General features: G+C 72.2%; 17 protein-coding genes. 2 read left to right on the top strand and 15 right to left on the bottom strand.

What is annotated here, in order from left to right:
- Nucleotides 1-15 precede the first annotated feature (15 nt).
- From ABD205_RS04895 to ABD205_RS04855, 9 genes are all read right to left on the bottom strand, one after another.
- Nucleotides 16-2,706 (bottom strand): FtsX-like permease family protein, encoded by a 2,691-nt coding sequence (locus ABD205_RS04895; RefSeq protein WP_344042984.1) that lies wholly within the window; start codon nucleotides 2,704-2,706, stop codon nucleotides 16-18.
- On the bottom strand, nucleotides 2,703-3,407 hold the full coding sequence (locus ABD205_RS04890) for an ABC transporter ATP-binding protein (protein WP_344042982.1): 705 nt from the start codon (nucleotides 3,405-3,407) through the stop codon (nucleotides 2,703-2,705). The genes ABD205_RS04895 and ABD205_RS04890 overlap by 4 nt, the downstream gene beginning before the upstream one ends.
- Nucleotides 3,404-3,550, bottom strand: a complete 147-nt coding sequence (locus ABD205_RS04885; RefSeq protein WP_344042980.1) for a hypothetical protein — start codon at nucleotides 3,548-3,550, stop codon at nucleotides 3,404-3,406. Before ABD205_RS04885 ends, ABD205_RS04890 begins: the two co-directional genes overlap by 4 nt.
- Nucleotides 3,547-4,077, bottom strand: a complete 531-nt coding sequence (locus ABD205_RS04880) for a PadR family transcriptional regulator (RefSeq protein WP_344042978.1) — start codon at nucleotides 4,075-4,077, stop codon at nucleotides 3,547-3,549. Before ABD205_RS04880 ends, ABD205_RS04885 begins: the two co-directional genes overlap by 4 nt.
- An 89-nt stretch (nucleotides 4,078-4,166) precedes the next feature.
- A complete protein-coding gene (locus tag ABD205_RS04875) occupies nucleotides 4,167-5,717 on the bottom strand; it encodes a hypothetical protein (protein ID WP_344042976.1) in 1,551 nt (516 codons plus the stop codon).
- On the bottom strand, nucleotides 5,692-6,414 hold the full coding sequence (locus tag ABD205_RS04870; RefSeq protein ID WP_344042974.1) for an ABC transporter ATP-binding protein: 723 nt from the start codon (nucleotides 6,412-6,414) through the stop codon (nucleotides 5,692-5,694). Before ABD205_RS04870 ends, ABD205_RS04875 begins: the two co-directional genes overlap by 26 nt.
- A gap of 271 nt (nucleotides 6,415-6,685) precedes the next feature.
- Nucleotides 6,686-8,866, bottom strand: coding sequence for a 3-hydroxyacyl-CoA dehydrogenase NAD-binding domain-containing protein (locus ABD205_RS04865; protein ID WP_344042972.1), 2,181 nt, complete (start codon nucleotides 8,864-8,866; stop codon nucleotides 6,686-6,688).
- Nucleotides 8,867-8,882: 16 nt separating this feature from the next.
- Nucleotides 8,883-10,094 (bottom strand): acetyl-CoA C-acetyltransferase, encoded by a 1,212-nt coding sequence (locus tag ABD205_RS04860; RefSeq protein WP_344042969.1) that lies wholly within the window; start codon nucleotides 10,092-10,094, stop codon nucleotides 8,883-8,885.
- A gap of 48 nt (nucleotides 10,095-10,142) precedes the next feature.
- Nucleotides 10,143-11,276: an acyl-CoA dehydrogenase family protein gene (locus ABD205_RS04855; protein WP_344042967.1), complete on the bottom strand. Its 1,134-nt coding sequence runs from the start codon at nucleotides 11,274-11,276 to the stop codon at nucleotides 10,143-10,145.
- 167 nt (nucleotides 11,277-11,443) lie between these two features.
- On the opposite strand from ABD205_RS04855, the gene ABD205_RS04850 reads away from it, so the two are divergent.
- Nucleotides 11,444-12,082: a TetR/AcrR family transcriptional regulator gene (locus tag ABD205_RS04850; protein WP_344042965.1), complete on the top strand. Its 639-nt coding sequence runs from the start codon at nucleotides 11,444-11,446 to the stop codon at nucleotides 12,080-12,082.
- 63 nt (nucleotides 12,083-12,145) lie between these two features.
- Here the strand turns inward: ABD205_RS04850 and ABD205_RS04845 are convergent, their stop codons facing one another.
- The 3 genes from ABD205_RS04845 to ABD205_RS04835 all read right to left on the bottom strand — a co-directional run bounded on the left by ABD205_RS04845 (nucleotide 12,146) and on the right by ABD205_RS04835 (nucleotide 16,450).
- Entirely contained in the window at nucleotides 12,146-13,456 is a 1,311-nt protein-coding gene (locus ABD205_RS04845; protein ID WP_344042963.1) for a DEAD/DEAH box helicase, read from the bottom strand.
- 192 nt (nucleotides 13,457-13,648) lie between these two features.
- Nucleotides 13,649-15,184 carry a flavin-containing monooxygenase gene (locus tag ABD205_RS04840; RefSeq protein ID WP_344042961.1) on the bottom strand — a complete coding sequence of 512 codons (1,536 nt, stop codon included), beginning with the start codon at nucleotides 15,182-15,184 and terminating at the stop codon, nucleotides 13,649-13,651.
- Nucleotides 15,185-15,286: 102 nt separating this feature from the next.
- Complete coding sequence (locus tag ABD205_RS04835; RefSeq protein ID WP_344042959.1) at nucleotides 15,287-16,450, bottom strand: CaiB/BaiF CoA transferase family protein; 1,164 nt, start codon at nucleotides 16,448-16,450, stop codon at nucleotides 15,287-15,289.
- 85 nt (nucleotides 16,451-16,535) lie between these two features.
- Between ABD205_RS04835 and ABD205_RS04830 the strand changes: the two genes are divergently transcribed.
- On the top strand, nucleotides 16,536-19,868 hold the full coding sequence (locus ABD205_RS04830) for an ATP-binding protein (protein WP_344042957.1): 3,333 nt from the start codon (nucleotides 16,536-16,538) through the stop codon (nucleotides 19,866-19,868).
- A gap of 3 nt (nucleotides 19,869-19,871) precedes the next feature.
- Here the strand turns inward: ABD205_RS04830 and ABD205_RS04825 are convergent, their stop codons facing one another.
- Genes ABD205_RS04825 through ABD205_RS04815 form a run of 3 tightly spaced genes read right to left on the bottom strand, consistent with a single transcriptional unit; the run spans nucleotide 19,872 to nucleotide 22,358 of the window.
- Nucleotides 19,872-20,615, bottom strand: a complete 744-nt coding sequence (locus tag ABD205_RS04825) for an amino acid ABC transporter ATP-binding protein (RefSeq protein WP_425572777.1) — start codon at nucleotides 20,613-20,615, stop codon at nucleotides 19,872-19,874.
- Complete coding sequence (locus ABD205_RS04820; RefSeq protein WP_344042955.1) at nucleotides 20,612-21,469, bottom strand: amino acid ABC transporter permease; 858 nt, start codon at nucleotides 21,467-21,469, stop codon at nucleotides 20,612-20,614. Before ABD205_RS04820 ends, ABD205_RS04825 begins: the two co-directional genes overlap by 4 nt.
- A gap of 7 nt (nucleotides 21,470-21,476) precedes the next feature.
- A complete protein-coding gene (locus ABD205_RS04815) occupies nucleotides 21,477-22,358 on the bottom strand; it encodes an ABC transporter substrate-binding protein (RefSeq protein ID WP_344042953.1) in 882 nt (293 codons plus the stop codon).
- Nucleotides 22,359-22,464: the final 106 nt, after the last annotated feature.

Here is a 22,464-nt window from a genome sequence, read left to right as displayed (position 1 = left end):
GAACGTCCGAGACCGCTACGTCAGCCGAGACACCATGGGCAGCCGCGACCGGGTGAGGAGCGCCACCACCAGCGCGGTCAGGATCGGCAGCCCCACGACGACCACGGCGATCATCAGCCACGGGATCTCGATGAACGGGCCCGCACCCAGCTCGGTGCACCCCGAGACCCCGCAGGTGGCGCCGCTGTTGGCCGTGAGTGGGTAGGTGACCGCGATGCCGGGCACGAAACCGACCAGCATGCCGAGCACCGCTCCCACGAAGCCGACCACGAACGTGTACGCCGCCCCGACGCCGCGTCTCGTCCTCGGTGCCGCCCCGACGGCCGCCAGCGTGGCGAGGTCGGGCCGCGCGTCGGAGAGCGCCAGGAACGTGGCCGTGAGGGTGCCGCCGAGCATGAGGATCGCTCCCAGGGCGGCGAGCACCCACTTGAGGATCGCGTCGGCGGCGGGCGCCTGGTAGCCGCGCTCGACGTAGATGCCCGCGGGCGAGGACAGGTCCTGCAGGGCGGCGTCGAGGTCCTTCTCCTGCGCCTTCGACAGGTGAGGGCCACCGACCGCGAGGGCGACGGTCTCCGGGTGGAGACCCACGCGCTCGGCCACCGCGCTCGGCAGCACCGCGCGGGCGGGGACGGCGAGGTTCGGGTCGACGTACACGAGCGTCGCCGGCACGGTCGCCGAGTGCTGGTCGGTCACGGTGCCCTGGTCGTCGGACTTCTGGACCTGCACCTCGACCTTGTCCAGCGCGGTCCGGGTCCGGTCGCTGGTGAACACCACGGCCCGCCCGGCGCCGAGCGCGTCGGCCAGACCGGCGGTCGGGACGGAGGCCTCCAGCTGACGCGGGAGCGCGCCGTCCGAGATCAGGATGTCGGTGCCGAGCGCCGAGCCCGAGCTGCCGGGGCCGATCCAGTCGTCGTCGGTGCTGGCTCCCGGTGCCATGAACTCCACGTCCACCCAGCCTGCCCCGGGGCCGGCCTGCTCAGAGCCGACGACGGGCGTCAGGCTCGCTCGTGGGGCGCTCTCGCGCACCAGGGCTTCGACCCGGTCCCAGTCGACCGGGGACGTCGTGCCGGCGTCGAACGAGTAGTCGTTCATCGACGTGACGACGGCGTCACCCATGAGAAGCCGCGGCTGGTAGGTCTCGCGGTTCTGCTTGGCGTCGCTCGACGTGGAGATGCCGAGGGCGACGACGCCGGCGACGGTCGCGGCCACTGCGGCGACAGCGGGCGTCGTGCGCGTCCGGTGCCGGACGGCGTCGCGCGCGGCGAAGCGGACCGGCAGCGGCAGGCGCCCGGCGAGCCGGGCGACCAGCCCGACCACGACGGGGACCAGCAGCACCATGCCGAGCACGCAGACGACGGCCGACCAGGCCACCAACAGGTCGCCGCGGCCGTGGGCGCCGGCGACCGCCATCAGCACGCCGATCGCGAACAGCACCACGCCGAGGACGGGGAAGGCTCGCACCGGCTTCGCATCGCCGCGCCGGCCGGCGAGGACGGCGACGACGTTCTGCCGGGACGCGATCCAGGCCGGCACCAGGCAGGCCACGAGGGCGCTGACCAGACCGAACGCGGCGACGGCGGCCAGGTGCGGCCACGGGACGTCGAACGGCCCGAGCCAGTCCCCGCTGAAGCGCTGGACCAGCGGCTGGAGCAGCCAGGCCGCGCCGATCCCCGCGACGACACCGACGACCGCGGAGGAGACGCCGAGCAGCACCCCACCGGCCAGGATGACGCGCCGCGACTGGGTCGGCGTACCCCCCGAGGCGACCAGGAGCGCCAGCGAACGCTGCTGCTTGCGCGCGCCGACCGCGAAGGCGGGGCCGGCGAGCAGGACGACCTCGATGAGCGCCATCACGATGATCAGAGCGGCGATCTGCACCGTCGTGTTGTCGACGCCGCGGTCGACGGCGTTCGGGTCGGGGTAGTCGCCGGCGTGGGTCGCGAGGTAGCGGTCGGTGACCAGCACCCCGATCGCGTTGAGCTGCTGGACCTGCGACCACGTGATGGGGGCACCGTCGACGAGCCAGGCCGGGCCGGCCTCGCCCAGCGAGGCCGCCGACGACGCCGGGAACGCTCCCGGGAGGCCGAGGACCGTCTCGGTGCTGCGCGTGGTCGCGTCGCGGAACATGCCGACGATCGTGTACGCCGTCGTCGCCCCGTTGTGCCCGACGACGGTGAGGGTGTCGTCGACGCCGCGGTCGCGGACCGCCTGGTTGACGACGACCTCGTCGGTGGAGGTCGGCCAGCGGCCGGACTCGAGGCGATACAGCCCGCGGGCGAGCGGAGCCGCCGCGTCGACCTGGTGGGCGACCACCACCTCGCGCCCGTGTGACGTCTCGGCGAGCACCTCGGAGCGCTGGGGTGCGGGGACGCTCGCGCGGTGCCCGATCACCCGCTCGACGTCGGCCAGCGTCGCCGCGTGCGGCAGCTCCGCCCCGGTCGAGCCCCAGGACGTGAGCGGGTCGCCACCCTGCTGGATGGGAGCCGACGTCGCCTCCAGCTCGGCGGTCGCGTCCGTGCCCAGCCGCCGGCTGATGCCCTCGCTCGTCGAGACGGTCGTGGTCTGGATGAGGATGTCGGCCGTCACGACGGCCAGGACCGGGAGGGTCACCATGACGAGCGCGATGATCGCGCGCGCCCGGTGCTTGAGGAGATCGCGCCGGGCGAGCCGGAGCGCGAGCCGCCAGCTCGTGACGTAGCCGCTCACGACCTCACCGCCAGCGGCTCGCCGGCCTCGTCGACGACCGCGCCGTCGCGCAGGAACACCACGCGGTCGGCCCATGCCGCGTGCCGGGGCTCGTGCGTGACGAGGACGCCCGCGGCGCCGGCGTCGCACCGGGCGCGCAGCAGTTGGAGGATGTCCTCCCCGGTGACGGAGTCGAGCGCGCCGGTCGGCTCGTCGGCGAGGATCAGCCGACGCTCGCCCACGATGGCCCGCGCGATCGCGACGCGCTGCTGCTGACCGCCCGACATCTCGTCGGGGAACCGGTCCGCCAGGTCGAGGATGCCGAGCTCGTCGAGCGCTGTCGCGGCAGCCGCGCGGGCGGATCGCGCCGCGACACCGTCGAGCTCGAGCGGCAGGCTGACGTTCTCGCCGGCCGTGAGCGCCGGGATGAGGTTGAAGTCCTGGAACACGTAGCCGATCGCCGTACGGCGCAGGCGGGCGCGGGCCGCGTTGCCCACCGCGGTGACGTCGGTGCCCTCGACCAGCACGCTGCCGGACGTCGGCAGGTCGAGACCGCCGGCCAGCGTGAGCAGCGTGGACTTGCCCGAGCCCGACGGGCCCATCACGGCGACCAGCTCGCCGGCGTACGCCTCGAAGGAGACCTCGCGCAGGGCGTGGACCGCGAGCTCTCCCGAGCCGTGGATGCGGGAGACGTGGTCGAGGTGGAGCACGGGGGCGTTCATCGGTCGGACTCCTCGGTGTCGGCGGTGGGTGCTGGACGGGTCAGGCGGGCAGGTCGGTGCAGTCGCTCGCGGGCCTGCTCGAGCCAGCGCCGCTCAGCGCGCAGCAGGCGGTCGACGTCGCGGGGCGCGAGCCGGTCGCTCATGGCGCACCGCCCTCGGGCTGCGCGGCCACGCGTCGCAGCCGGGCGTCGCAGTGGTCGAGCCAGCGGACCTCGGCCTCCGCCGCGAAGATGAGCGAGTCGAGGACGAGGCCGTAGGCGAGGTCGGCCGTCCCGCGCTTGAGCCGGTTGTAGCCCTGCAGGGCGGTCATCGTGGCGGCCCGCTGGCGCTGGATCACGGCACCGGCGTCGAGCCCGGGTGCGCTGACGGCGAGGGCCACCTTGATCGCGAGCTCGTCGCGCGCCGGCTGGCTGCGCGGCACGGCGCCGCCGAACCACTCGGTCAGCTCGCCGTGGCCGGCCTCGGTCAGCTTGTAGATCTGATGGCCGTCGTCGTCGGTGTCGCCGCCCTCGACGAGCCCGTCACGCTCCAGGCGGGACAGGGTCGTGTAGACCTGCCCGATGTTGAGCGGCCACGTCGACGCGGTGCGCTCCTCGAACGCGGCCCGGAGCTGGTAGCCGTACATCGGCTCCTCGTCCAGGAGCGCGAGCAGCGCGTGCTTGACGGACATTCCTCACCTCTCGCCGGTTGTATACCGAGTATGCACATACTCAGTATGGTGCGCAAGCATCGAGCGCGACCGCGTGTCGCGAGCGGGTCTCAGCCCGCGACGGTCATCACGACGCGCGCCCTGGCGGCGGGCTCGACCCAGCCGTCGCGGGCGCCCAGCAGCCTGAGCACCGACCACGCGACGAACGGCGACGCGACCAGGATCGAGAGCGGCCAGGCATCCACCTGCGCGAGGCCGGAGAAGACCAGGCTGGTGATGGTCGTGCTCGCGGCGAGCTTCGTGGAGTAGCCGACCATCGCCAGCGGCGGAGCGGGGGTCGCGCGAGCCGAGCGCAGGTCCACGGCGTACGGCGATCGCAGCGACCACCGCATCGAGGCGCTGAGCACCTGCAGCACCACCACGAGCCACGTGCAGAGCAGCGCCGAGAGCTCGGCGGCGGTCGGCACACCGGCCCGGAGGACGGCGAGAGCCAGCGTGATCCCGGAGGCGACGACGAGGAACTCGAGCAGCACCCACGCGCGTGCGGCGAAGACCGTCGCGGGAGTCACCGGCAGCGACTCCCGCCAGAGCGCGCCGCGCGTCTCGAGGCTCCACGCGTTGACGCCGAAGAGCAGCGCACCGCCCGAGGCGACCAGACCCGGCAGGATCGTGAGCTGGTTCCACGGCAGGTTGCCGGCGAGCGAGACGAGGCCGGGGCCGACCGCCAGCACGGCGAGGCCGCGGCGCATCGGCACCGCCCGCCAGACCGACGCCCGGTCGACCCGCAGCAGCGCCGCGAAGTCGGAAGACGTCGTCGGGCGCGCCCGGTAGCGCCCGCTCTCCACCCGCAGCTCCTCGCGCGGCTGCAGGCGAGCGGTCAGGTGCGCCGGCAGCGCGCCGACCGCGACGGCCACGAGGAAGACGGCGACGATGACGACCAGGGTCAGCGCCCAGCGCCAGCCGAAGCCGCTGAGCAGGCCGACCACCAGCCAGCGAGTGGGCAGCGCGTCCAGGGCGTTGCCCAGGTGGTTCGTCAGCTGCAGGGCGGCCACCGTGGCGAGACCGGCCAGGCCGACCACGCGCACGACGGCGAGGCCGTACGCCGTCCGGCGCAGCGCCTCGACCACCCACGCGACGACCTGTCCGATCGCCGTCGCGGCCAGCACCCACAGGAACGCACCGACCACGACGGGGACCGATCCGCCGGAGCCGCGCGCGTAGGCCGCGGAGCCGAGGAGCAGCCAGCACTGGAGGAGCCACGCGATGTTGAGCGGCGCCAGCAGGAGGGCACCGAGGTGGTCGGTCGTCGGGCTCACCGGGTAGGCGACCATCTGGTCGCGCGGCACCAGCTCCCGGCCGCCGCCGGACGCGACGGCCGAGGCCAGCGTGAGCATCAGGAAGCCGGCGAAGGCCGTCGGCATCAGCAGCAGCAGGTTGAAGGCGTAGTCGCCGCTGCCGGCGCCGGGGAGGTACGCCGGCACGACCGCCGCCCCGAGGGTGATGAGGACGAAGACGGTCGCTCCGATGACGGTGCGGCGCCGGCGTACGGTGCTGGCGCGCAGGTGCAGCACGTGGCCGACGTCCTGGACCGCCCACCACTCGTCGCGCAGGCGCGCGCGCAGCCGGGATCGCAGGTCAGTCGAGGAGGCCGCGGTAGGCACGTGCCCCCTCCTCGCCGGCCATCTCGTGCGCGGTCACGGTCGCGACGCGGGCGCCGCCGCGCAGCACCAGCACCGAGGAGCACGCCTCGATGGCCAGCTCGCGCAGGTGGGTCGAGACGAGCACGCACGCGCCGCGCGCGCGAGCGTCGTTGACGACGTCGAGGGTCGCGTCGACGCCGATCGGGTCGACGCCGTCGAAGGGCTCGTCGAGGAGCAGCACATCGGGCTCGTGGAACGCCGCGAGCACGACCGACAGCCGTCGGCCCATGCCGTGCGAGAACCCGCTCGTGACCCGGTGCGCGACGTCGCCGAGCTCGAAGCGCTCCAGCAGGTCGCGGGCGCGGTCCTCCCAGCCCGGGCCCATCCGCCGCAGCTTCGCGGAGAGCTGCAGGTGCTCCCACGGGGTCGCCCTCGGCACGAGTCCGCCGACGTCGGGGCAGTAGCCCACGGAACGCTTGACCGCGATCGGCTCGGCACGTACGTCGTGACCGGCGACCAGCACGCGACCCTGGGTCGGCGGCACGACACCGGCGACGACCCGCATCGTGGTGGACTTGCCGGCACCGTTCCTGCCCAGCAGGGCGGTGCTGTGGCCGGCGTACGCCACGAGGTCGACGCCGTTGACCGCCTCCACCTCGCCGAAGCGCACATGGAGGCCCTGCACGTCCACGACAGGCCGGGGGACTTGCTCGCTCACTGCCCGATCCTCCCCGCCGCACCGCTGCTGGCGCCAGGGTCGCACGGCCCGATGTCCCCGGGCGAGGTGGGCTACCCCGCCTGACCGAAAGGACGAGTCCCGAGATCCGGGTTGTGGCTCGCCCAGATCCGGGTTGTGGCTTGCCGAGATCCGGGTTCTGGCCCGCCGAGATCCGGGTCGCGGCCCGCCGAACATGGCCGTGGCCCCCGCCAGCCGTGCTGGCGAGGGCCACAACCCGGATCTGGGCGGACCACAACCCGGATCTCGGCGGTCAGGCGGGGAAGGACTCGCCCTTCGCCGCCATGTCGCGGAGGTACTGCGTCGGGCGCAGCTGCTCGCCGTACGTGTCGGCGAGCTCGTCACCGCGCCTGATGAACGCCTCGAGCCCGATGGACCCGTCGGCGGCCTCGTAGCCGGTCATGAACTGGGCGGCTCCACCGGTGGCCGGCGGGAAGCCGATGCCGAAGATCGAGCCGATGTTCGCGTGGGCGGCCGAGGTCAGGACGCCCTCCTCGAAGCACTTCGCGGTCTCGATCGCCTCGCGGAAGAGCATCCGCTCGCGGGCGTCCTCGATGGGGATCTGCTGCTCGGCCACCGGGAAGATCTCGCCGAGACCGGCCCAGATCGAGCCACGCTTGCCGTCGACGTACTCGTAGAAGCCCGCGCCCTTGAGCTTGCTCGGACGGCCCGCCTCGATCATCGCGCCGCACACCTGCTCGGTCACGGTGAGCTCCTCGATGCCGGCCGCGTCGCGCGTGGTCCGAGCGATCTTGACCATGAGCTCCATGTTGAGCTCGTCGGCGATCTGGAGCGGGCCGACCGGGAAGCCGGCCGAGGTCGCGGCGCGCTCGAGGGAGTACGGCGCGAAGCCCTCCTGGAGCAGCGCCAGGCCCTCCTCGATCTGGGTGCCGATGACGCGCGACGTGTAGAAGCCACGCGCGTCGTTGACGACGATCGGCGTCTTCTTGATGGCGAGCACGATGTCGTACGCCTTGGCGAGCGCCTCGTCCGAGGTCTCGGCACCGCGGATGATCTCGACGAGCGGCATCTTGTCGACGGGCGAGAAGAAGTGCAGGCCGATGAAGTCGGCGGGACGGTCGACCCCCTTCGCCAGGTCCGTGATCGGCAGCGTCGAGGTGTTGGAGCACAGCAGCGCGCCGGGAGCGAGATGCGGTGCGATCTCCGCGAACACGTTCTGCTTCAGCGAGACGTCCTCGAACACCGCCTCGACGACGAGGTCGGCACCGGCGGCGTCGGCCGGGTCGGACGTCGCGGTGATCCGGCCGAGGATCTCGTCGGCCTTCTCCTGCGTGAGCTTGCCGCGGGAGACGCCCTTGTCGTTGAGGGTGGCGGTGTACGCCCGCCCCTTCTCCGCCGCCTCGGCCGACACGTCCTTGAGCACGACCTCCACGCCCGCACGGGCCAGCACGTAGGCGATTCCGGCACCCATCATGCCGGCGCCCAGCACGACGGCCTTCGTCGGCCGGTAGGTGTCGAAGCCGTCCGGACGCAGCGCGCCGGAGTTGATCGAGCCGAGGTCGAAGAAGAAGGCCTGGATCATGTTCTTCGACTGCTGGCCGGTGACCAGGTGGGTGAAGTAGCGCGACTCGATGCGCGACGCGGTGTCGAAGTCGACCTGGGCGCCCTCGACGGCCGCGGACAGGATCGCCTTGGGAGCGCGCATGTCGGACTGCTTGAGCTGGCGGCGCAGGATCGGCGGGAACGCCGGGAGGAACGCGGCCAGGGCGGGCGAGGTCGGCTTGCCGCCCGGCATCTTGTAGCCCGGCTTGTCCCACGGCTGCTGCGACGCCTCGGGGTTGGCCTTGATCCACGCCTTCGCGGCCGGGATGAGCTCGTCCTGGGTCGCGACGACGTCGTCGACGAGGCCCTTCTCCTTCGCGCCCGCGACCTTGAAGCGGGTGCCCTGGCCGAGGATGTCGGTGAGCGCGGTCATGATGCCGAACATGCGGACCGTGCGGGTCACGCCGCCACCGCCGGGCAGCAGTCCGAGGGTGACCTCGGGCAGGCCGATCTCGTAACGGCCGTCGACCGCGATCCGGTGGTTGGTGGCGAGCGCGATCTCGAGCCCACCGCCGAGAGCGGCGCCGTTGATGGCGGCGACGACCGGCTTCGGGAAGGTCTCGAGTCGGCGCAGGGTCGCCTTGATGCCCTCGACCTCGGCGAACAGCTCGGCGGCATCCTCCTGGCGGATGGGCAGCATCCGCTTGAGGTCACCGCCGGCGAAGAAGGTCTTCTTCGCCGAGGTGACCACGACGCCGGTGACACGGTGCTCGTCCTCGGCCTGCTCGGCGTAGAGGCGGTCGACCGCAGCCTTCATCGAGCTCGCGTAGAGCTCGTTCATGGTGTTGGCGGACTGGTTGGGGTCGTCGAGGGTCAGGGTGACGATGCCGTCCGCGTCGATGTCGTAGGTGACGGCGCTGATGTCAGTCATGTGGGTTCCTTGGTGGTCAGACGAGCTCGACGATGGTGGCGATCCCCATGCCGCCGCCGACGCAGAGCGTGGCGAGGCCGCGGCGCTTGCCCTGGCGCTGCAGCTCGTCGACGAGGGTGCCCAGGATGATGGCGCCGGTGGCACCGAGCGGGTGGCCCATGGCGATCGCGCCACCGTTGACGTTCGTGACGTCGTGGCTGATGCCCATGTCCTTCATGAAGCGCATCGCGACGGCCGCGAACGCCTCATTGATCTCCCACAGGTCGATGTCCTCGACACCCAGACCCGCCCTGGCGAGCGCCTTGCGCGCTGCGGGGGCCGGGCCGGTCAGCATGATCGTCGGGTCGGCGCCGGAGACGGCCGCCGAGACGATCTTGGCCTTCGGGGTGAGGCCGAGGTCCTGGCCGACCTGCTCGGTGCCGATGAGCATCAGCGCCGAGCCGTCGACGATCCCGGAGGAGTTGCCCGCGTGGTGGACGTGGTCGATCTTCTCGATCCAGTGGTACTTCGACAGGGCGACGTCGTCGAAGCCGGCCTCCTGGCCGTGCTGGAGGAACGACGGCTTCAGGCCGGCGAGGCTCTCGGTCGTCGTACCCGGTCGGATGAGCTCGTCGCGGTCCAGGACGACCTGGCCGTTGACATCGACGACGGGGATGACGGCGTCCTTGAAGTAGCCCGCCTCCCAGGCGGCCGCGGCACGGCGGTGCGACTCCGCGGCGTACGCGTCGACGTCGGTGCGGCTGAAGCCCTCGATCGTCGCGATCAGGTCGGCGCCGATGCCCTGCGGCACGAAGTCGGTCTCCAGCGCGGTCGCGGGGTCCATCGCCCAGGCGCCGCCGTCGGAGCCCATCGGCACCCGGCTCATCGACTCGACGCCGCCGGCGAGGATGAGGTCCTCGAACCCGCCGCGGACGCGGGAGGCCGCCTGGTTGACGGCCTCGAGGCCGGAGGCGCAGAAGCGGTTGAGCTGTACGCCGGCGGTCGTCTCGGGCAGGCCGGCCTTGAGCGCGGCCGCCTTGGCGATGTCGCCGCCCTGGTCGCCGATCGGGCTGACCACGCCGAGCACGACGTCGTCGATGCGGGACGTGTCGAGCGAGGGGTTGCGCTTGCGCAGCTCGTCGATGAGGCCGACGACGAGGTCGATCGGCTTCGTCTCGTGCAGCCCGCCGCTCGCCTTGCCGCGGCCGCGCGGGGTGCGCAGGTGGTCGTAGATGAATGCTTCAGCCATCAGATTTCCTGTCCGGGTGATGAGGTGCAGCGAGGGGATGGATCGGGGTCAGGCGGGTGCGGCGAGGGAGCGCGAGATGATCTCCTTCATGATCTCGCTGGTCCCCGCGTAGATCTGTGAGACCCGGAGGTCGGCCCAGGCGCGGGCGATCGGGTACTCGTTCATGTAGCCGTAGCCGCCGTGCAGCTGCAGGCACTTGTCGGCGACCTTCTGGGCACGCTCCGAGCACCAGAGCTTCACCATCGCGACGGTGGGGATGTCGAGCTCCCTGTCGAGGTGCAGGCCGATGCACTCGTCGAGGAACGAGCGGGCGACGCGCGCCTCGGTGGCGATCTCGGCCATCTTGAACTTGGTGTTCTGGAAGGCCCAGATCGGCCGGTTGAAGGCGTGCCGCTCGTGCACGTAGCGCAGCGTCTCGTCGAAGCACATCTCCATCGCGGCCACGTTGGCGACGGCGACGAGGAGTCGCTCCTGCGGCAGCTGCTCCATCAGCTGGACGAAGCCCTGACCCTCCTCGGCGCCGAGCAGGTTGGCGACGGGGATGCGGACGTCCTCGTAGATGAGCTCGGAGGTGTCCTGGCCCTTCATCCCGATCTTGTCGAGCACCTTCCCGCGGGAGAAGCCGGGGGTGTCGGTCGGGACGATGACCAGGGAGATGCCGGAGGCGGCCTGCTCGGGGTTGGTCTTCACGACGGTCACGACGACGTCGGCCTGCGAGCCGTTGGTGATGAAGATCTTGGTGCCGTTGACGACGTACTCGTCGCCCTCGCGGATCGCTCGGGTCGTGACGTTCTGCAGGTCGGACCCGGTGCCGGGCTCGGTCATCGCGATCGCGCCGACGACCTCGCCGCTGGCCATCTTGGGCAGCCAGTGGAGCTTCTGCTCCTCGGTGCCGTAGGCGAGGATGTAGTGGGCGACGATGCCGTTGTGGAGCGAGACGCCCCACGAGCTGTCGGTCGCCCGGGCCTGCTCCTCGATGAGGATCGCCTCGTGGGCGAACGTGCCGCCGCCACCGCCGTACTCCTCCGGGATGGAGAGGCACAGCAGACCGACCTCGCCGGCCTTGTTCCACAGGTCGCGGTCGACATGCTTGTTCGCGATGTACTTGTCGACGTTCGGCTTGATCTCCTTCTCGCAGAACGTGCGGGCGAGATCGCGGAAGTCGTCGAGGTCCTGGTCCATCCAGGGTGATCGACGTGGCGGCATCAGTTCCTCCGGTCCGGACGGCACGCCGGTGGACACCGGGAGCCTGGTGGTACAACCTGTACCAGGTACAAGGTGTACCACCGGCGCCCGGACGGCGACAAGAGGACACCCGGTAGCGTGATGCCGCTCACAGGAGGCACGACATGGCTCAGACGCCACGGACAGGCACGGCGCGGCGCGACGCCCTCGTCGCCGCCGCCGTCTCGTGCATCGAGGAGCTCGGGCCCGGCGTCGGCATGGCGCAGATCGCCGAGCGGGCCGGTGTCCCGCGGCCGCACGTCTACCGCGTGATCGCGAGCAAGGAGGAGCTGGACGCCGAGGTCGGCCGGCTCGCCGCGGACAGCTTCTTGGAGCAGGTCCGGCCGGCAGTGGCACATCCGGCGAACCTGCGCGACACCGCGCACGACGCCGTCGAGGCCGCCGTCGCCTGGGCTGCCGAGCACCCGCACCTCTACCGCTTCCTCGCCGCACGCCAGCACGCGCGCGCGGCGAGCGGGCCGCGCCAGGGCCGCGGTCGGTTCCTCGAGATGCTGGTCGCCTCGAGCAGCGAGTACCTCCGCCGCAACGGCGGCGACGTCCCGGCCATCCCCGCGGCCGACGGGGTGTACGCCGGCATCATGGGCCTGATCGACGCCAGCATCATCTGGTGGCTCGACCACCAGGACGAGACGCAGCAGCAGGTCGTCGAGCGCGTCGCCCGTCAGGTCACGCTGATCCAGCAGGACCTGCTGGCGCAGCTGGGGATCAGCGCGGACGACTACGCGGTGTTCGGCGCGCTCTAGTCAGCGAGCCTCGAGTGTCTCGGCCACCCAGGGGTGGCCGAGACACTCAACGGTCGGAGCAGGTCAGCCGCGGCGGCGGCGCTGGCCCGAGCTGCCGGAGCGGGCAGGGGCGCCGGCCGAGCGCGAGCCCGTACGCCGACGGGCCGGCGCGCCGGAGCGCGGCCGTCCGGCCGGGGCGGCCTCGATCGTCTCGGCGACGTACCCGCCGTCGATGAAGGTCCGCTTGCCCGGCGCGAGCTGGGCGAGGACGGGGTGACGCGCGTCCTGGATGCGGGTGATGGTGGGCTTGATGCCCGCGGCGCGGGTCAGCGCGCGGACGTCCTTGACCTGCTCGTCGAGCATCAGCGTGATGACCGTGCCCGCGGCACCGGCCCGCGCGGTGCGGCCGGAGCGGTGCAGGTAGGCCTTGTGCTCGGCCGGCGGGTCGGCGTGGACGACGAGCGCGACGTCGTCGACGTGGATGCCGCGCGCGGCGATGTCCGTGGCGACGAGCGTGCTGGCCTTGCCCGAGTGGAACGCCTCGAGGTTGCGCGTGCGAGCGCCCTGCGAGAGGTTGCCGTGCAGCTCGACGGCCGGGGCGCCCGACTTGTTGAGCTGCCGGGCGAGCGCCTTGGCGCCGTGCTTGGTGCGGGCGAAGACGACCGTGCGGCCGGGTGCGCTGGCGAGGTCGACGAGGACCGCCAGACGGTGCTCGCGGTTGAGGTGCAGCACGTGGTGGTCCATCGCGGAGACCGGCGACTGCGCCGAGTCGGCCTCGTGCGTGACCGGCTTGACGAGGAACTGCTTGACGAGCACGTCGATGCCCTGGTCGAGGGTCGCGGAGAACAGCAGGCGCTGGCTGCCGCGCGGGGTCTTCTGCAGCAGGCGGCGCACGGCCGGCAGGAAGCCGAGGTCGGCCATGTGGTCGGCCTCGTCGAGGACGGTGATCTGGACCGCGGAGAGGTCGGCGTGACCCTGGCTGATCAGGTCCTCGAGCCGGCCGGGGCAGGCGAGCACGATGTCGGCGCCGTTGCGCAGGCCCTGGACCTGCGGGTTCTGCCCGACGCCGCCGAAGACCGTCTGCACGGTGAGTCCGGCCTCGGAGGCGAACGGGTCGAGCGCCTCCTTGATCTGGGCGACGAGCTCGCGCGTCGGGGCGAGGATCAGCGCGCGGGGCTTGCGCGCGGTGGCCCGGGGCCCGTCGAGCAGGCGGGTGACGAGCGGCAGGAGGAACGCGTACGTCTTGCCGGAGCCGGTGCGGCCGCGGCCGAGCACGTCACGGCCGGCGAGGCTGTCGGGCAGCGTCGCGGCCTGGATGGGGGTCGGGGTGGTGATGCCGCGCTGCTCGAGCAGTGCGGACAGGCGTGCGGGCACGCCCAGGTCGGTGAACGACAAGGGTTTCTCAACTCTCGCGGGGTTGTCTCGCCAGAGGAAGGAAGCGGCCACGAAACGGGCCGAAGCAGGCGGGCCGGGGCAAGACTGGAACGGCCACCGCCACGTCAGAGACTACGCGGCCGGGCCGCCGTACGACGATTCCGCGCGGGACGTCATGCGCGGTGGCTGTCATAGCAGCCACCTCGTATGACGTCAGCCGAAGGTCAGGTGGTCGTCGTCGTACTCGCCGGACGCGAGCACCTTGAGGTCGGCCAGGTAGTTCTGCTTCGCCTCGAACGGGAAGCTGTCGCCCTGCTTCGGCATGTGGGGTGCGCCGCGCAGCAGGTAGCCCGACTTCATGTCCATCAGCGGACGCGAGCCCGGCACGTCGGGCTCCGCGACGACGAAGCGGTGGGCGCCGCGACGGTCCATCTCGGCGATCAGCCCGCTGAACCACGACGAGACCAGGTCGGCCTTGAGCGTCCACGAAGCGTTGATGTAGCCGATGGTGAACGCGAAGTTCGGCACCCCGGCGAGCAGCGCCCCGCGGTAGGCCGTGGTGTTGCCCGGCGAGAGCGGCTCACCGTCGACGGTGACGTCGATGCCTCCGAAGATCTTGACGTTGAGCCCGGTCGCGCTGACGATGACGTCCGCCTCGAGCGACCCGCCGGACTCCAGCTCGACCCCGGTGCGCGTGATCGTCCGGATCCGGTCGGTGACGATGTCGGCCCGGCGCTCGCGCAGCACCTTCCACAGGTCGCCGTCGGGGACGGCGCAGAGCCGCTGGTCCCAGGGGTCGTACGGCGGGGTGAGGTGCTGGTCGACGTACGCCTCTGCCTCCGCCTTGGTGAAGCCGGCGCCCCCGTCGCGCGCGGTCAGCGAGGCGATCTGGTGGTTGCGGATGATCTTCTTCGCCATCCGCGGAGCACGCTGGACGAGGTGGTAGACGCCGACGCTCAGGCCGATGTTCTCCCAGCGCAGCGCTTCGTAGTAGGACGCGGCGCGCAGCTTCTTGAACGGTAGGCGCGCGCGGAACGGCACCCGTCGCAGGCCCTGTCCGAGCGGGTCCTTCCCGGGTCGGGACAGGATGTACGACGGCGTCCGCTGCAGCATCGTCACGTGCTCGGCCCCCGACTCGGCGAGCGCGGGCACCAGCGTCACGGCCGTGGCGCCGGATCCGATGACGACGATCCGCTTGCCGGTGTGGTCGAGGTCCTCGGGCCAGAACTGCGGGTGGATGAACGTGCCCTCGAAGTCGGCTGCGCCCGGGAACTCGGGCTGGAAGCCCTGCTCGTAGTCGTAGTAGCCGGTGCAGCTCCACAGGAACTGCGCGGTCAGCGTGACCGGCAGCCCGTCGCTCTCGGCCTGGATGGTCCACGTGTCGGTGCCGCTGTCCCACGCGACCGACCGCACCCGGTGGCCGTAGCGGATCAGCTTGTCGACACCCTCGTCGGCGGCCACCGACTCGAGGTAGTCCTTGATCAGCGGGCCGTCGGCGAGCGTGTTCGTCGACTCCCACGGCCGCCACTTGTAGGCGAACGTGAACATGTCGGAGTCGGACCGGATCCCCGGGTAGCGGAAGAGGTCCCACGTGCCACCGAGGTGGTCGCGCTGCTCGAGCACGACGATCGTCCTGTCCGGGTGCGCACGGCGCAGGTGGGCGGCGGCGTCGATGCCGGAGAGGCCGGCTCCGATGATGACGACGTCGGCGTGCTCGGTGCCGGACGGTGCGGAGGGCGTGGCGACCATGCGCACAAACTACCTGCTCGCGGCTGTTAGTGCGACACCTGTATCAGTAACAATGATCGTCGCCCGGCGCCACCGCAGAGGCGTCGCGCGGCCCGCCGCTCCTCAGGCCTGGACCGCGACGCCGTCCGCGATGAGGGCGTCCACGCCCTCGATGCCCCACGCCGCAAGGGCGTCTCGGGTGTGCGCGCCGGGCACTGCGGCGGGCGGGGCGCCGAGCGTGGCCGCCGTACGGCTGAAGCGGGGAGCGGGCGCCGGCTGGAGTCTCCCCTCGTGCTCGACCAGCGTGCCGCGCGCGGCGAGGTGCGGGTGGTCGGCGGCCTCGGTCATGGTGACGATCGGCGCGACGCACGCGTCCGTGCCCTCGAAGGTCTCCGCCCACGCGGCCATCGTCCGGCTCGCGAAGGCGGCGGCCAGCGTCTCGCGCATCTCGGCGAACCGCGCGACGTCGTACTGCTCCGGCATCGCCCGATCGCCGAGGTACGGCGCCAGCCGCTCGCAGAGCTCGCCGTAGAACTTGCCCTCCAGCGGGCCGACCGCGACGTGCCGACCGTCGGAGGTCCCGTAGACGTCGTAGAACGGGATCCCGCCGTCCAGGAGCCCGCCCGCCCGTCGGTCGGGGTGGTGCGCTCCCGCCGCGATCTGTCCGTAGGCCATGGTCTGCAGGTGCGCCGTGCCGTCGACGATCGCCGCGTCGACGACCTGCCCCGCGCCACTCGCGCGCGCCTCGAGGAGGGCGGCCAGGATCCCGATGACGAGGTACGTCGACCCGCCGCCGAAGTCGCCGAGCAGGTTCATCGGGAAGTGCGGACGGGCGGGGTCCTGCCCGAGGCCGAACAGCGCACCCGCCGTCGCGATGTAGGTGATGTCGTGGCCGGCCGCCTCGGCCAGCGGGCCGCTCTGCCCCCAGCCCGTCATCCGCGCGTACACCAGTCGCGGGTTGCGGCCGCGGCAGGCGTCGGGCCCCAGCCCGAGCCGCTCGGCGACGCCGGGTCGCATCCCCTCGACGAGCACGTCGGCGGTCTCGACGAGCCGCAGCACCGTCTCCACCGCCTCCGGACGCTTGAGGTCGAGCGCGACACTCGGCCGACCGCGCGTGGTCAGGTCGTCCGGGCCGCCGCCGAGCCCACCCCCGCCCGGCCTCTCGACGCGGATGACGTCGGCACCCAGGTCCGCCAGGATCTGGCAGCCGTGCGGCCCCGGCCCGATGCCGGCGATCTCGACGACGCGGACGCCCTTCAGCGGGCCTGTGCCCTCTCCCAGCTGCATGCCCGCCATGGTGACAGAGCGCGACGGAGCACGACGGAGGCGGTGTTTCGGGACGCCGGGCGTCCGGCGCGCTTAGGATCCCCGCGTGGAGGTCGGCGTCCTCGGCCCCGTGGAGGCTCGACTCGGCGACCACCTTCTCGATCTGGGCACACCCAAGCAGCGCGCGGTGCTGACCGTGCTCGCGCTGGAGCGCCGTCGCGCCGTCTCCGTCGACACGATCGTCGACCTCCTGTGGGGCGACCACCCGCCGCCGGGCGTGACGGCGACGCTGCAGGCCTACATCTCCGGACTGCGACGTGTCCTCGAGCCGCAGCGCGAACGCCGGGCACCCGCCACGGTGCTGGTGACGGTCGCGCCCGGCTACGCGCTCCAGGTCGACGAGACGGTCCTCGACGCCGGCCGCTTCGAGCGTGCCGTCAACGAGGAGGACCAGCGGCTGCGGGACCCCGGCTCCCTGTCGACGGACGAGCTCACCGCCGCGCTGGAGCGTCTCGACCGGGCGCTCGCGCTCTGGCGGGGGACGGCCTACGCCGAGCTGGAGGACGCACCCGCCGCCGTCGCCGAACGTGGGCGCCTGGAGGAGCTGCGGCTGGCGGCTCTCGAGCAGCGTGTCTCGGTCTCGCTCGCGCTCGGGCGCCACGCGACGCTGACCGGCGAGCTGGAGGCGCTCACGGCGACGTATCCCCTGCGCGAGCGGCTGTGGGGCATGCGCGCCGTCGCCCTGTTCCGCTCGGGCCGGCAGGCGGAGGCGCTCGACGCGATCTCGACGGTCCGCACCCTGCTCGACGAGGAGCTCGGGCTCGAGCCCTCGCGCGAGCTGCGTGAGCTGCAGACCGCCCTGCTGCGCCAGGACGACTCGCTGCTCTGGAAGCCACCGGCCGGGCGCGTCGGGGTGCCGCGGCAGAGGACGGAGCCGGCGCCCGCACCACCGACCGCGCCTCCGGCTCCGAGCTCACCGGCCGCGCCCGCAGCGTGGCGGATCGTCGGCCGGGAGCGCGAGCTCGCGACGTTGACCGGGGCGCTGTCGAGCGCGACGGCCGGCGTGCCCAGCTTCGCGGTGCTCACCGGTGACGCCGGGATCGGCAAGAGCCGGCTCGCCGGCGAGATCGTCGAGCTCGCCCGCACGCTGGGCGCCCGCGTGCTCACCGGACGCGGGTCGCAGGACGACGGCGCGCCTCCGCTGTGGCCGTGGTCGACGGTCCTCGAGGGCCTCGGGGAGCCGTTGCCCGAGATCGACGTGCGTGACGACGACGGCAGCCAGTTCCGGGTGTGGGAGCAGATCACCCGGTCCGTACGCCGGGCGGCGGCCGCCCAGCCCACCGTGCTGTGGCTCGACGACCTGCACTGGGCGGACTCCTCCAGCCTGCGCGTGCTCCGGCTCCTGGTGGAGACGGCCGAGGCGGAGCGGCTGCTGCTGCTCTCCACCTGGCGGCGTCAGTCCGAGGCCGGCCCCGCGCTGGCCGACCTGGCCGAGGCCCTCGCCCGCAGGCACGCGGCGCGGCTGGAGCTCGGCGGCCTCAGCGCCGAGGAGTCGGCCGAGGTGTTCGCCGAGGTCGGCGGCACGGCGCCGTCGCCCGCCCAGGCCGAGGCGATCCGAGCACGCACGTCCGGCAACCCGTTCTTCCTCGTCGAGTACGCCCGGCTCGCCGGCGCCCGCGGCGACATCGAGCGGTTGCTCCAGGAGAGCCCGCCGACGGCCGTCCAGGAGGTCATCGCCCGTCGGATGGCCCGGCTGCCGGTGGCGACCGTGGCTGCGCTGCGCACCGGCGCCGTCATCGGGCAGGCTTTCGACACCGCCACGCTGGCGCGGGCGACCGGCGTCGACGAGGACGACCTGCTCGACGTCATCGACCCCGCGCAGGCCGCCGGGCTGGTGGCCGAGCAGGGCGTCGACCGCTACGCCTTCGAGCACGCACTGGTCCGAGACGTGCTCTACACCGGCCTGACGGCATCGCGCCGGGCCCGCGAGCACGCGAGGATCGCCGCCGCGATGGAGCAGGCGGGCGGCCGGGAGACGGAGCTGGCGATGCACTGGCTCGCCGCCGGGCCGGCGTACGCCACCAAGGCACGGGTGGCCTGCCTCGAGGCCGCCGAGGTCGCCCGCCGGCTGCAGGCGCGTGAGGATCGTGCGGTGCTGCTCGAGTCGGCGATCGGGCTGATGGGCAGCGACGCGTCGGCGACGGCGGAGGACCGGTACGACGCGCTGATGCAGCTGGCCGACGCCTACCGGTGGCTGGTCCGCTGGAACGAGCTCGCCGCGACGGTCGTCAAGGCGATCGAGGTCGCGCGGCAGATCGACGACCCGGTCCGGCTGGCCCGCGCGTCCGCGAGCCTGACCGAGGGCGCGCTGTGGGAGCCGGAGTCGCACGGCACGTTCACCCGGACGGTCATCGACGCGCTCCGCGACAGCCTGGCCCGGCTGCCCGGCGAAGACTCACCGCTGCGGTGCCGGGTGCTCGTCGCGCTCGCGATGGAGCTCTACGAGGTGGCGGCGTACGACGAGCGCCGGGCCCTCGTCGACGAGGCCCTCGCAATGGCGCGTCGGATCGGCGACGACGAGCTGCTGCTGCACACGCTGCTGGTCGCCACCCCGGCGCTGTGGAAGCCCAGCACGATGGCGGACCGGCTCGCGTTCAGCACCGAGGCGGCCGCGCTCGCGGATCGCACCGGCAACCGCGTCGCGCTCGTCTCGGCGTCGGCCCAGCGGGCGATCGCGCTCAACGAGCTCGGGCGCCGCGCGGAGACCGACGCGGCCCGGGACGCCGCGCGCGGGCCGGCCGACGAGCTGCGGCTGCACTACCCGCGGATGGTCGTCGAGGCGCTCGGCATCCCGTGGCTGAGCCTGGGCGGTCACGCCGAGGAGGCCCGCGAGCTGACGGCGCTGATCACCGAGCTGAGCAGTCGGGTCTCGCTGCCCGGGGCGAACGCGCTCGTCGTGGGTTGCGGCATCTCGATCGCGGTCTGGTCCGGGCAGTACGACGAGGCCGCCCGCACGGTGATGGAGCTGCCGAGCACGCTGCCGGTGTCCTCGAGCGTCGCGGCCCTGCTGTGCCGCGCCGGTGAGGTCGAGGAGGCGAGGGAGTATCGCGTCTCGCACCCCTTCGAGCTCGACGTCGACGACTGGTTCTCGCTGCTCAACTGGTGCCACGCGGCCGAGGCCGCCGCCTACCTGGGCGATCCGGAGCTCGGCTCGGCGATGTACGACCGCCTGCTGCCGTACGCCGGCTGCAACTCGTGCGCCGGCTCCGGCAACACCACCGGGCCGGTCGACCGCTACCTCGCGCTGGCGGCGTACGTCCGCGGGGACCTCGCCGCCGCGACCGCGCACGCCCGCGAGGCCGACCGGCTCTGCCGCGAGTGGCAGATCCCGGTGCTGCTGAAGCTGCTCGACGACCAGCGGCACCTGTTCGGGTTCTGAGCCCTAGAGGATGCGCGCCAGGAACTCCTTCGTCCGCTCCTCACGCGGGTCCCCGAACAGCTGGTCCGGGGCGCCCTGCTCGAGGATCCGGCCGCCGTCGAGGAAGCAGACCGAGGTGGCGACCTCGCGTGCGAAGGCCATCTCGTGGGTGGCCAGGATCATCGTCATCCCGGCGGCCGCCTCGGCGCGGACGATCTCGAGCACCTCACCGACGAGGATCGGGTCGAGTGCGGCCGTGATCTCGTCGAGGAGGAGCAGCCGCGGCCGGGTGCAGAGGGCCCGGACCAGGGCGGCGCGCTGCTGCTGCCCACCGGAGAGCGAGTCGGGATGCGCCGAGGAGTGGGCGGCCAGCCCGAAGCGGGTGAGCAGCTCCTCGGCCCGAGCGCGCGCCTCGTCCTTCTCCATCCCGTGCACCTTGACCGGTGCCAGGACACAGTTCTCCAGGACGGTCAGGTGCGGGAAGAGGTTGTAGGCCTGGAAGACCATGCCGATCTCGCGGCGCACCTCGCGCGGGTCGATCAGCGGGTCGGAGATCTCGCGGCCGTCGAAGGTGATCACACCGTCGTCGATCGGCTCGAGCAGGTTGAGGCAGCGCAGCAGGGTCGACTTGCCCGAGCCGGAGGCCCCGATCAGGCACACCACGTCGTGCGTCGAGATCGACAGGTCGATGTCGGCCAGGACCACCCGGTCGCCGTACGACTTGCGGAGGCCGGCGACGGAGAGCAGCTCGCTCATCGGGGTGGTCATGAGCGACCCCACTCGCGGCGGCGGGCGCGGGCACTGAGCCAGTCGGTGAGTCGTGCGACCGGGATGGTGACCACCAGGAAGAAGACTCCGGCGAGGACCATCGGCGAGTAGTTGAAGTGGTAGTTGCCGTAGTCGGAGGCCGCCTTCAGCGCCTCGAAGACGCCGACCACCGAGATCAGCGCGGTGTCCTTCTGCAGTGACACGAAGTCGTTGACGAGCGGCGGCACGACACGGCGCAGCGCCTGCGGCAGGATCACGTGCCACATCGCCTGGGCGCGGGAGAGGGCGAGTGCCTCGGCTGACGCGAGCTGTGTCGGGTGGACGGAGTCGATGCCGGCGCGGATCACCTCGGCGACGTACGCGCCGTAGCAGAGCACGAGTGCGACCAGGGTGAGCCAGAAGAGCGAGTTGGTGACGCCGGTGAGCTGCAGCGCCGGGATGCCGAGCCCGAAGAGCGTGACGACGAGGATCGTCGGCAGGCCGCGGAACAGGTCGGTGTAGACGACCGCCAGGATCCGCAACGGCGTCAGCCACGGCGACACGGTGTGCCGGGTGACCGCCACCGCGATGCCCACGAGCAGGATCAGCGGCTCAGCGATCAGGAACATCGCGACGTTGTACTTCAGGAACCCGTGGAGGACGTCGGGGAACGCGGCCTTCATGTCCGGCCAGGAGAAGAAGGTCTCCTTCACCCGGTCCCAGCCCGGCGACGACGTGACGGCGACGACGATGACGGCGAAGACGACCAGCGTCACCACGAGTGCGACCAGCGCCCGCTGATGGCGCCGGCGGCGCTCGACCGACTCGCGCTCGAGCTGGCGGACGCTCGGCGTCCAGGCCTCGACCGCGCTCATCTGCGCGTCACTGCAGGACCGGGACGTTGACCACGTCCGAGAGCCACTGCTTCTCCAGGGCCGCGAGCGTCCCGTCCGACGTCAGCTCGGCGATGGCCCGGTCGACGCAGTCGCGCAGCGCGTTGCCCTTCTCGAAGAGCATGCCGAACTGGTCGCCCTCGGCACCCTGGCCGGAGAACTGCCCGGTGATGGTCGAGCCCTCGATCTCCGCGGAGGTGATGTAGAAGGCCGTCGGCAGGTCGAAGACGACGGCGTCGACCTGGCCGTTGAGCAGCGCCTGCTTGGGGGCGTTGCTGTCGTTGAAGACGAGCGGCTCCTGCTCCGGCTTCACGATCTCCCGGATGGCGGTGAGCGACGTGGTGCCGGTCTGCGCGCCGAGCTTGAGCTTCTTGAGGTCGGCCAGCGACGTCGCCTTGCCGGCGTTCTTCTTCAGGGTCACGACGGCCTGGGTGGCGGTGTAGTACGGCTTGGAGAAGTCGACGACCTTCTGACGGTCCGGCGTGATCGAGATCTGGTTGATGTCGAAGTCGAACGCCTTCGCGCCCGGGGCGTAGGAGTTGTTGAACGGGACCTTCACCCAGCTGACGTGGCCCTTGTCGAAGCCCAGCTTGTCGGCGACGGCGTACGCGACGGCCGACTCGAAGCCCTTGCCGTTGCTCGGGTCGTTGTCGGAGAACCACGGCTCGTAGGCCGGGGAGTCGGTGGCGACGGTCAGCTTGCCGGCCGTCTTGGTCGGGAGGCTGCCGCTGGCGCAGGCGTCGGTGCTGCTGCTGCCGCTGGCCGACGTGCTCGGCTCCGAGGCCGCCTTGCCGTCGCTGCCCGCGGGAGCACACCCCGCGGCAGCGACCATGAGAACAGGGACGATCAGAGCGGTACGACGCAGACGCATGGCCCGAATCGTAGACCGGATCACTCGACATTGATTCCTCGCCTGTCGGCTGTGGACAGGCGGCCGAGCACGGGGGTAACTCGGTGTTCGCCGAGGTGGACGACCG

Source organism: Nocardioides panacihumi (assembly GCF_039530925.1).
GTDB lineage: Bacteria > Actinomycetota > Actinomycetes > Propionibacteriales > Nocardioidaceae > Nocardioides > Nocardioides panacihumi.
Note: the sequence above shows the minus strand (reverse complement) of the source record. Positions and strands in the feature narration are given on the sequence as shown.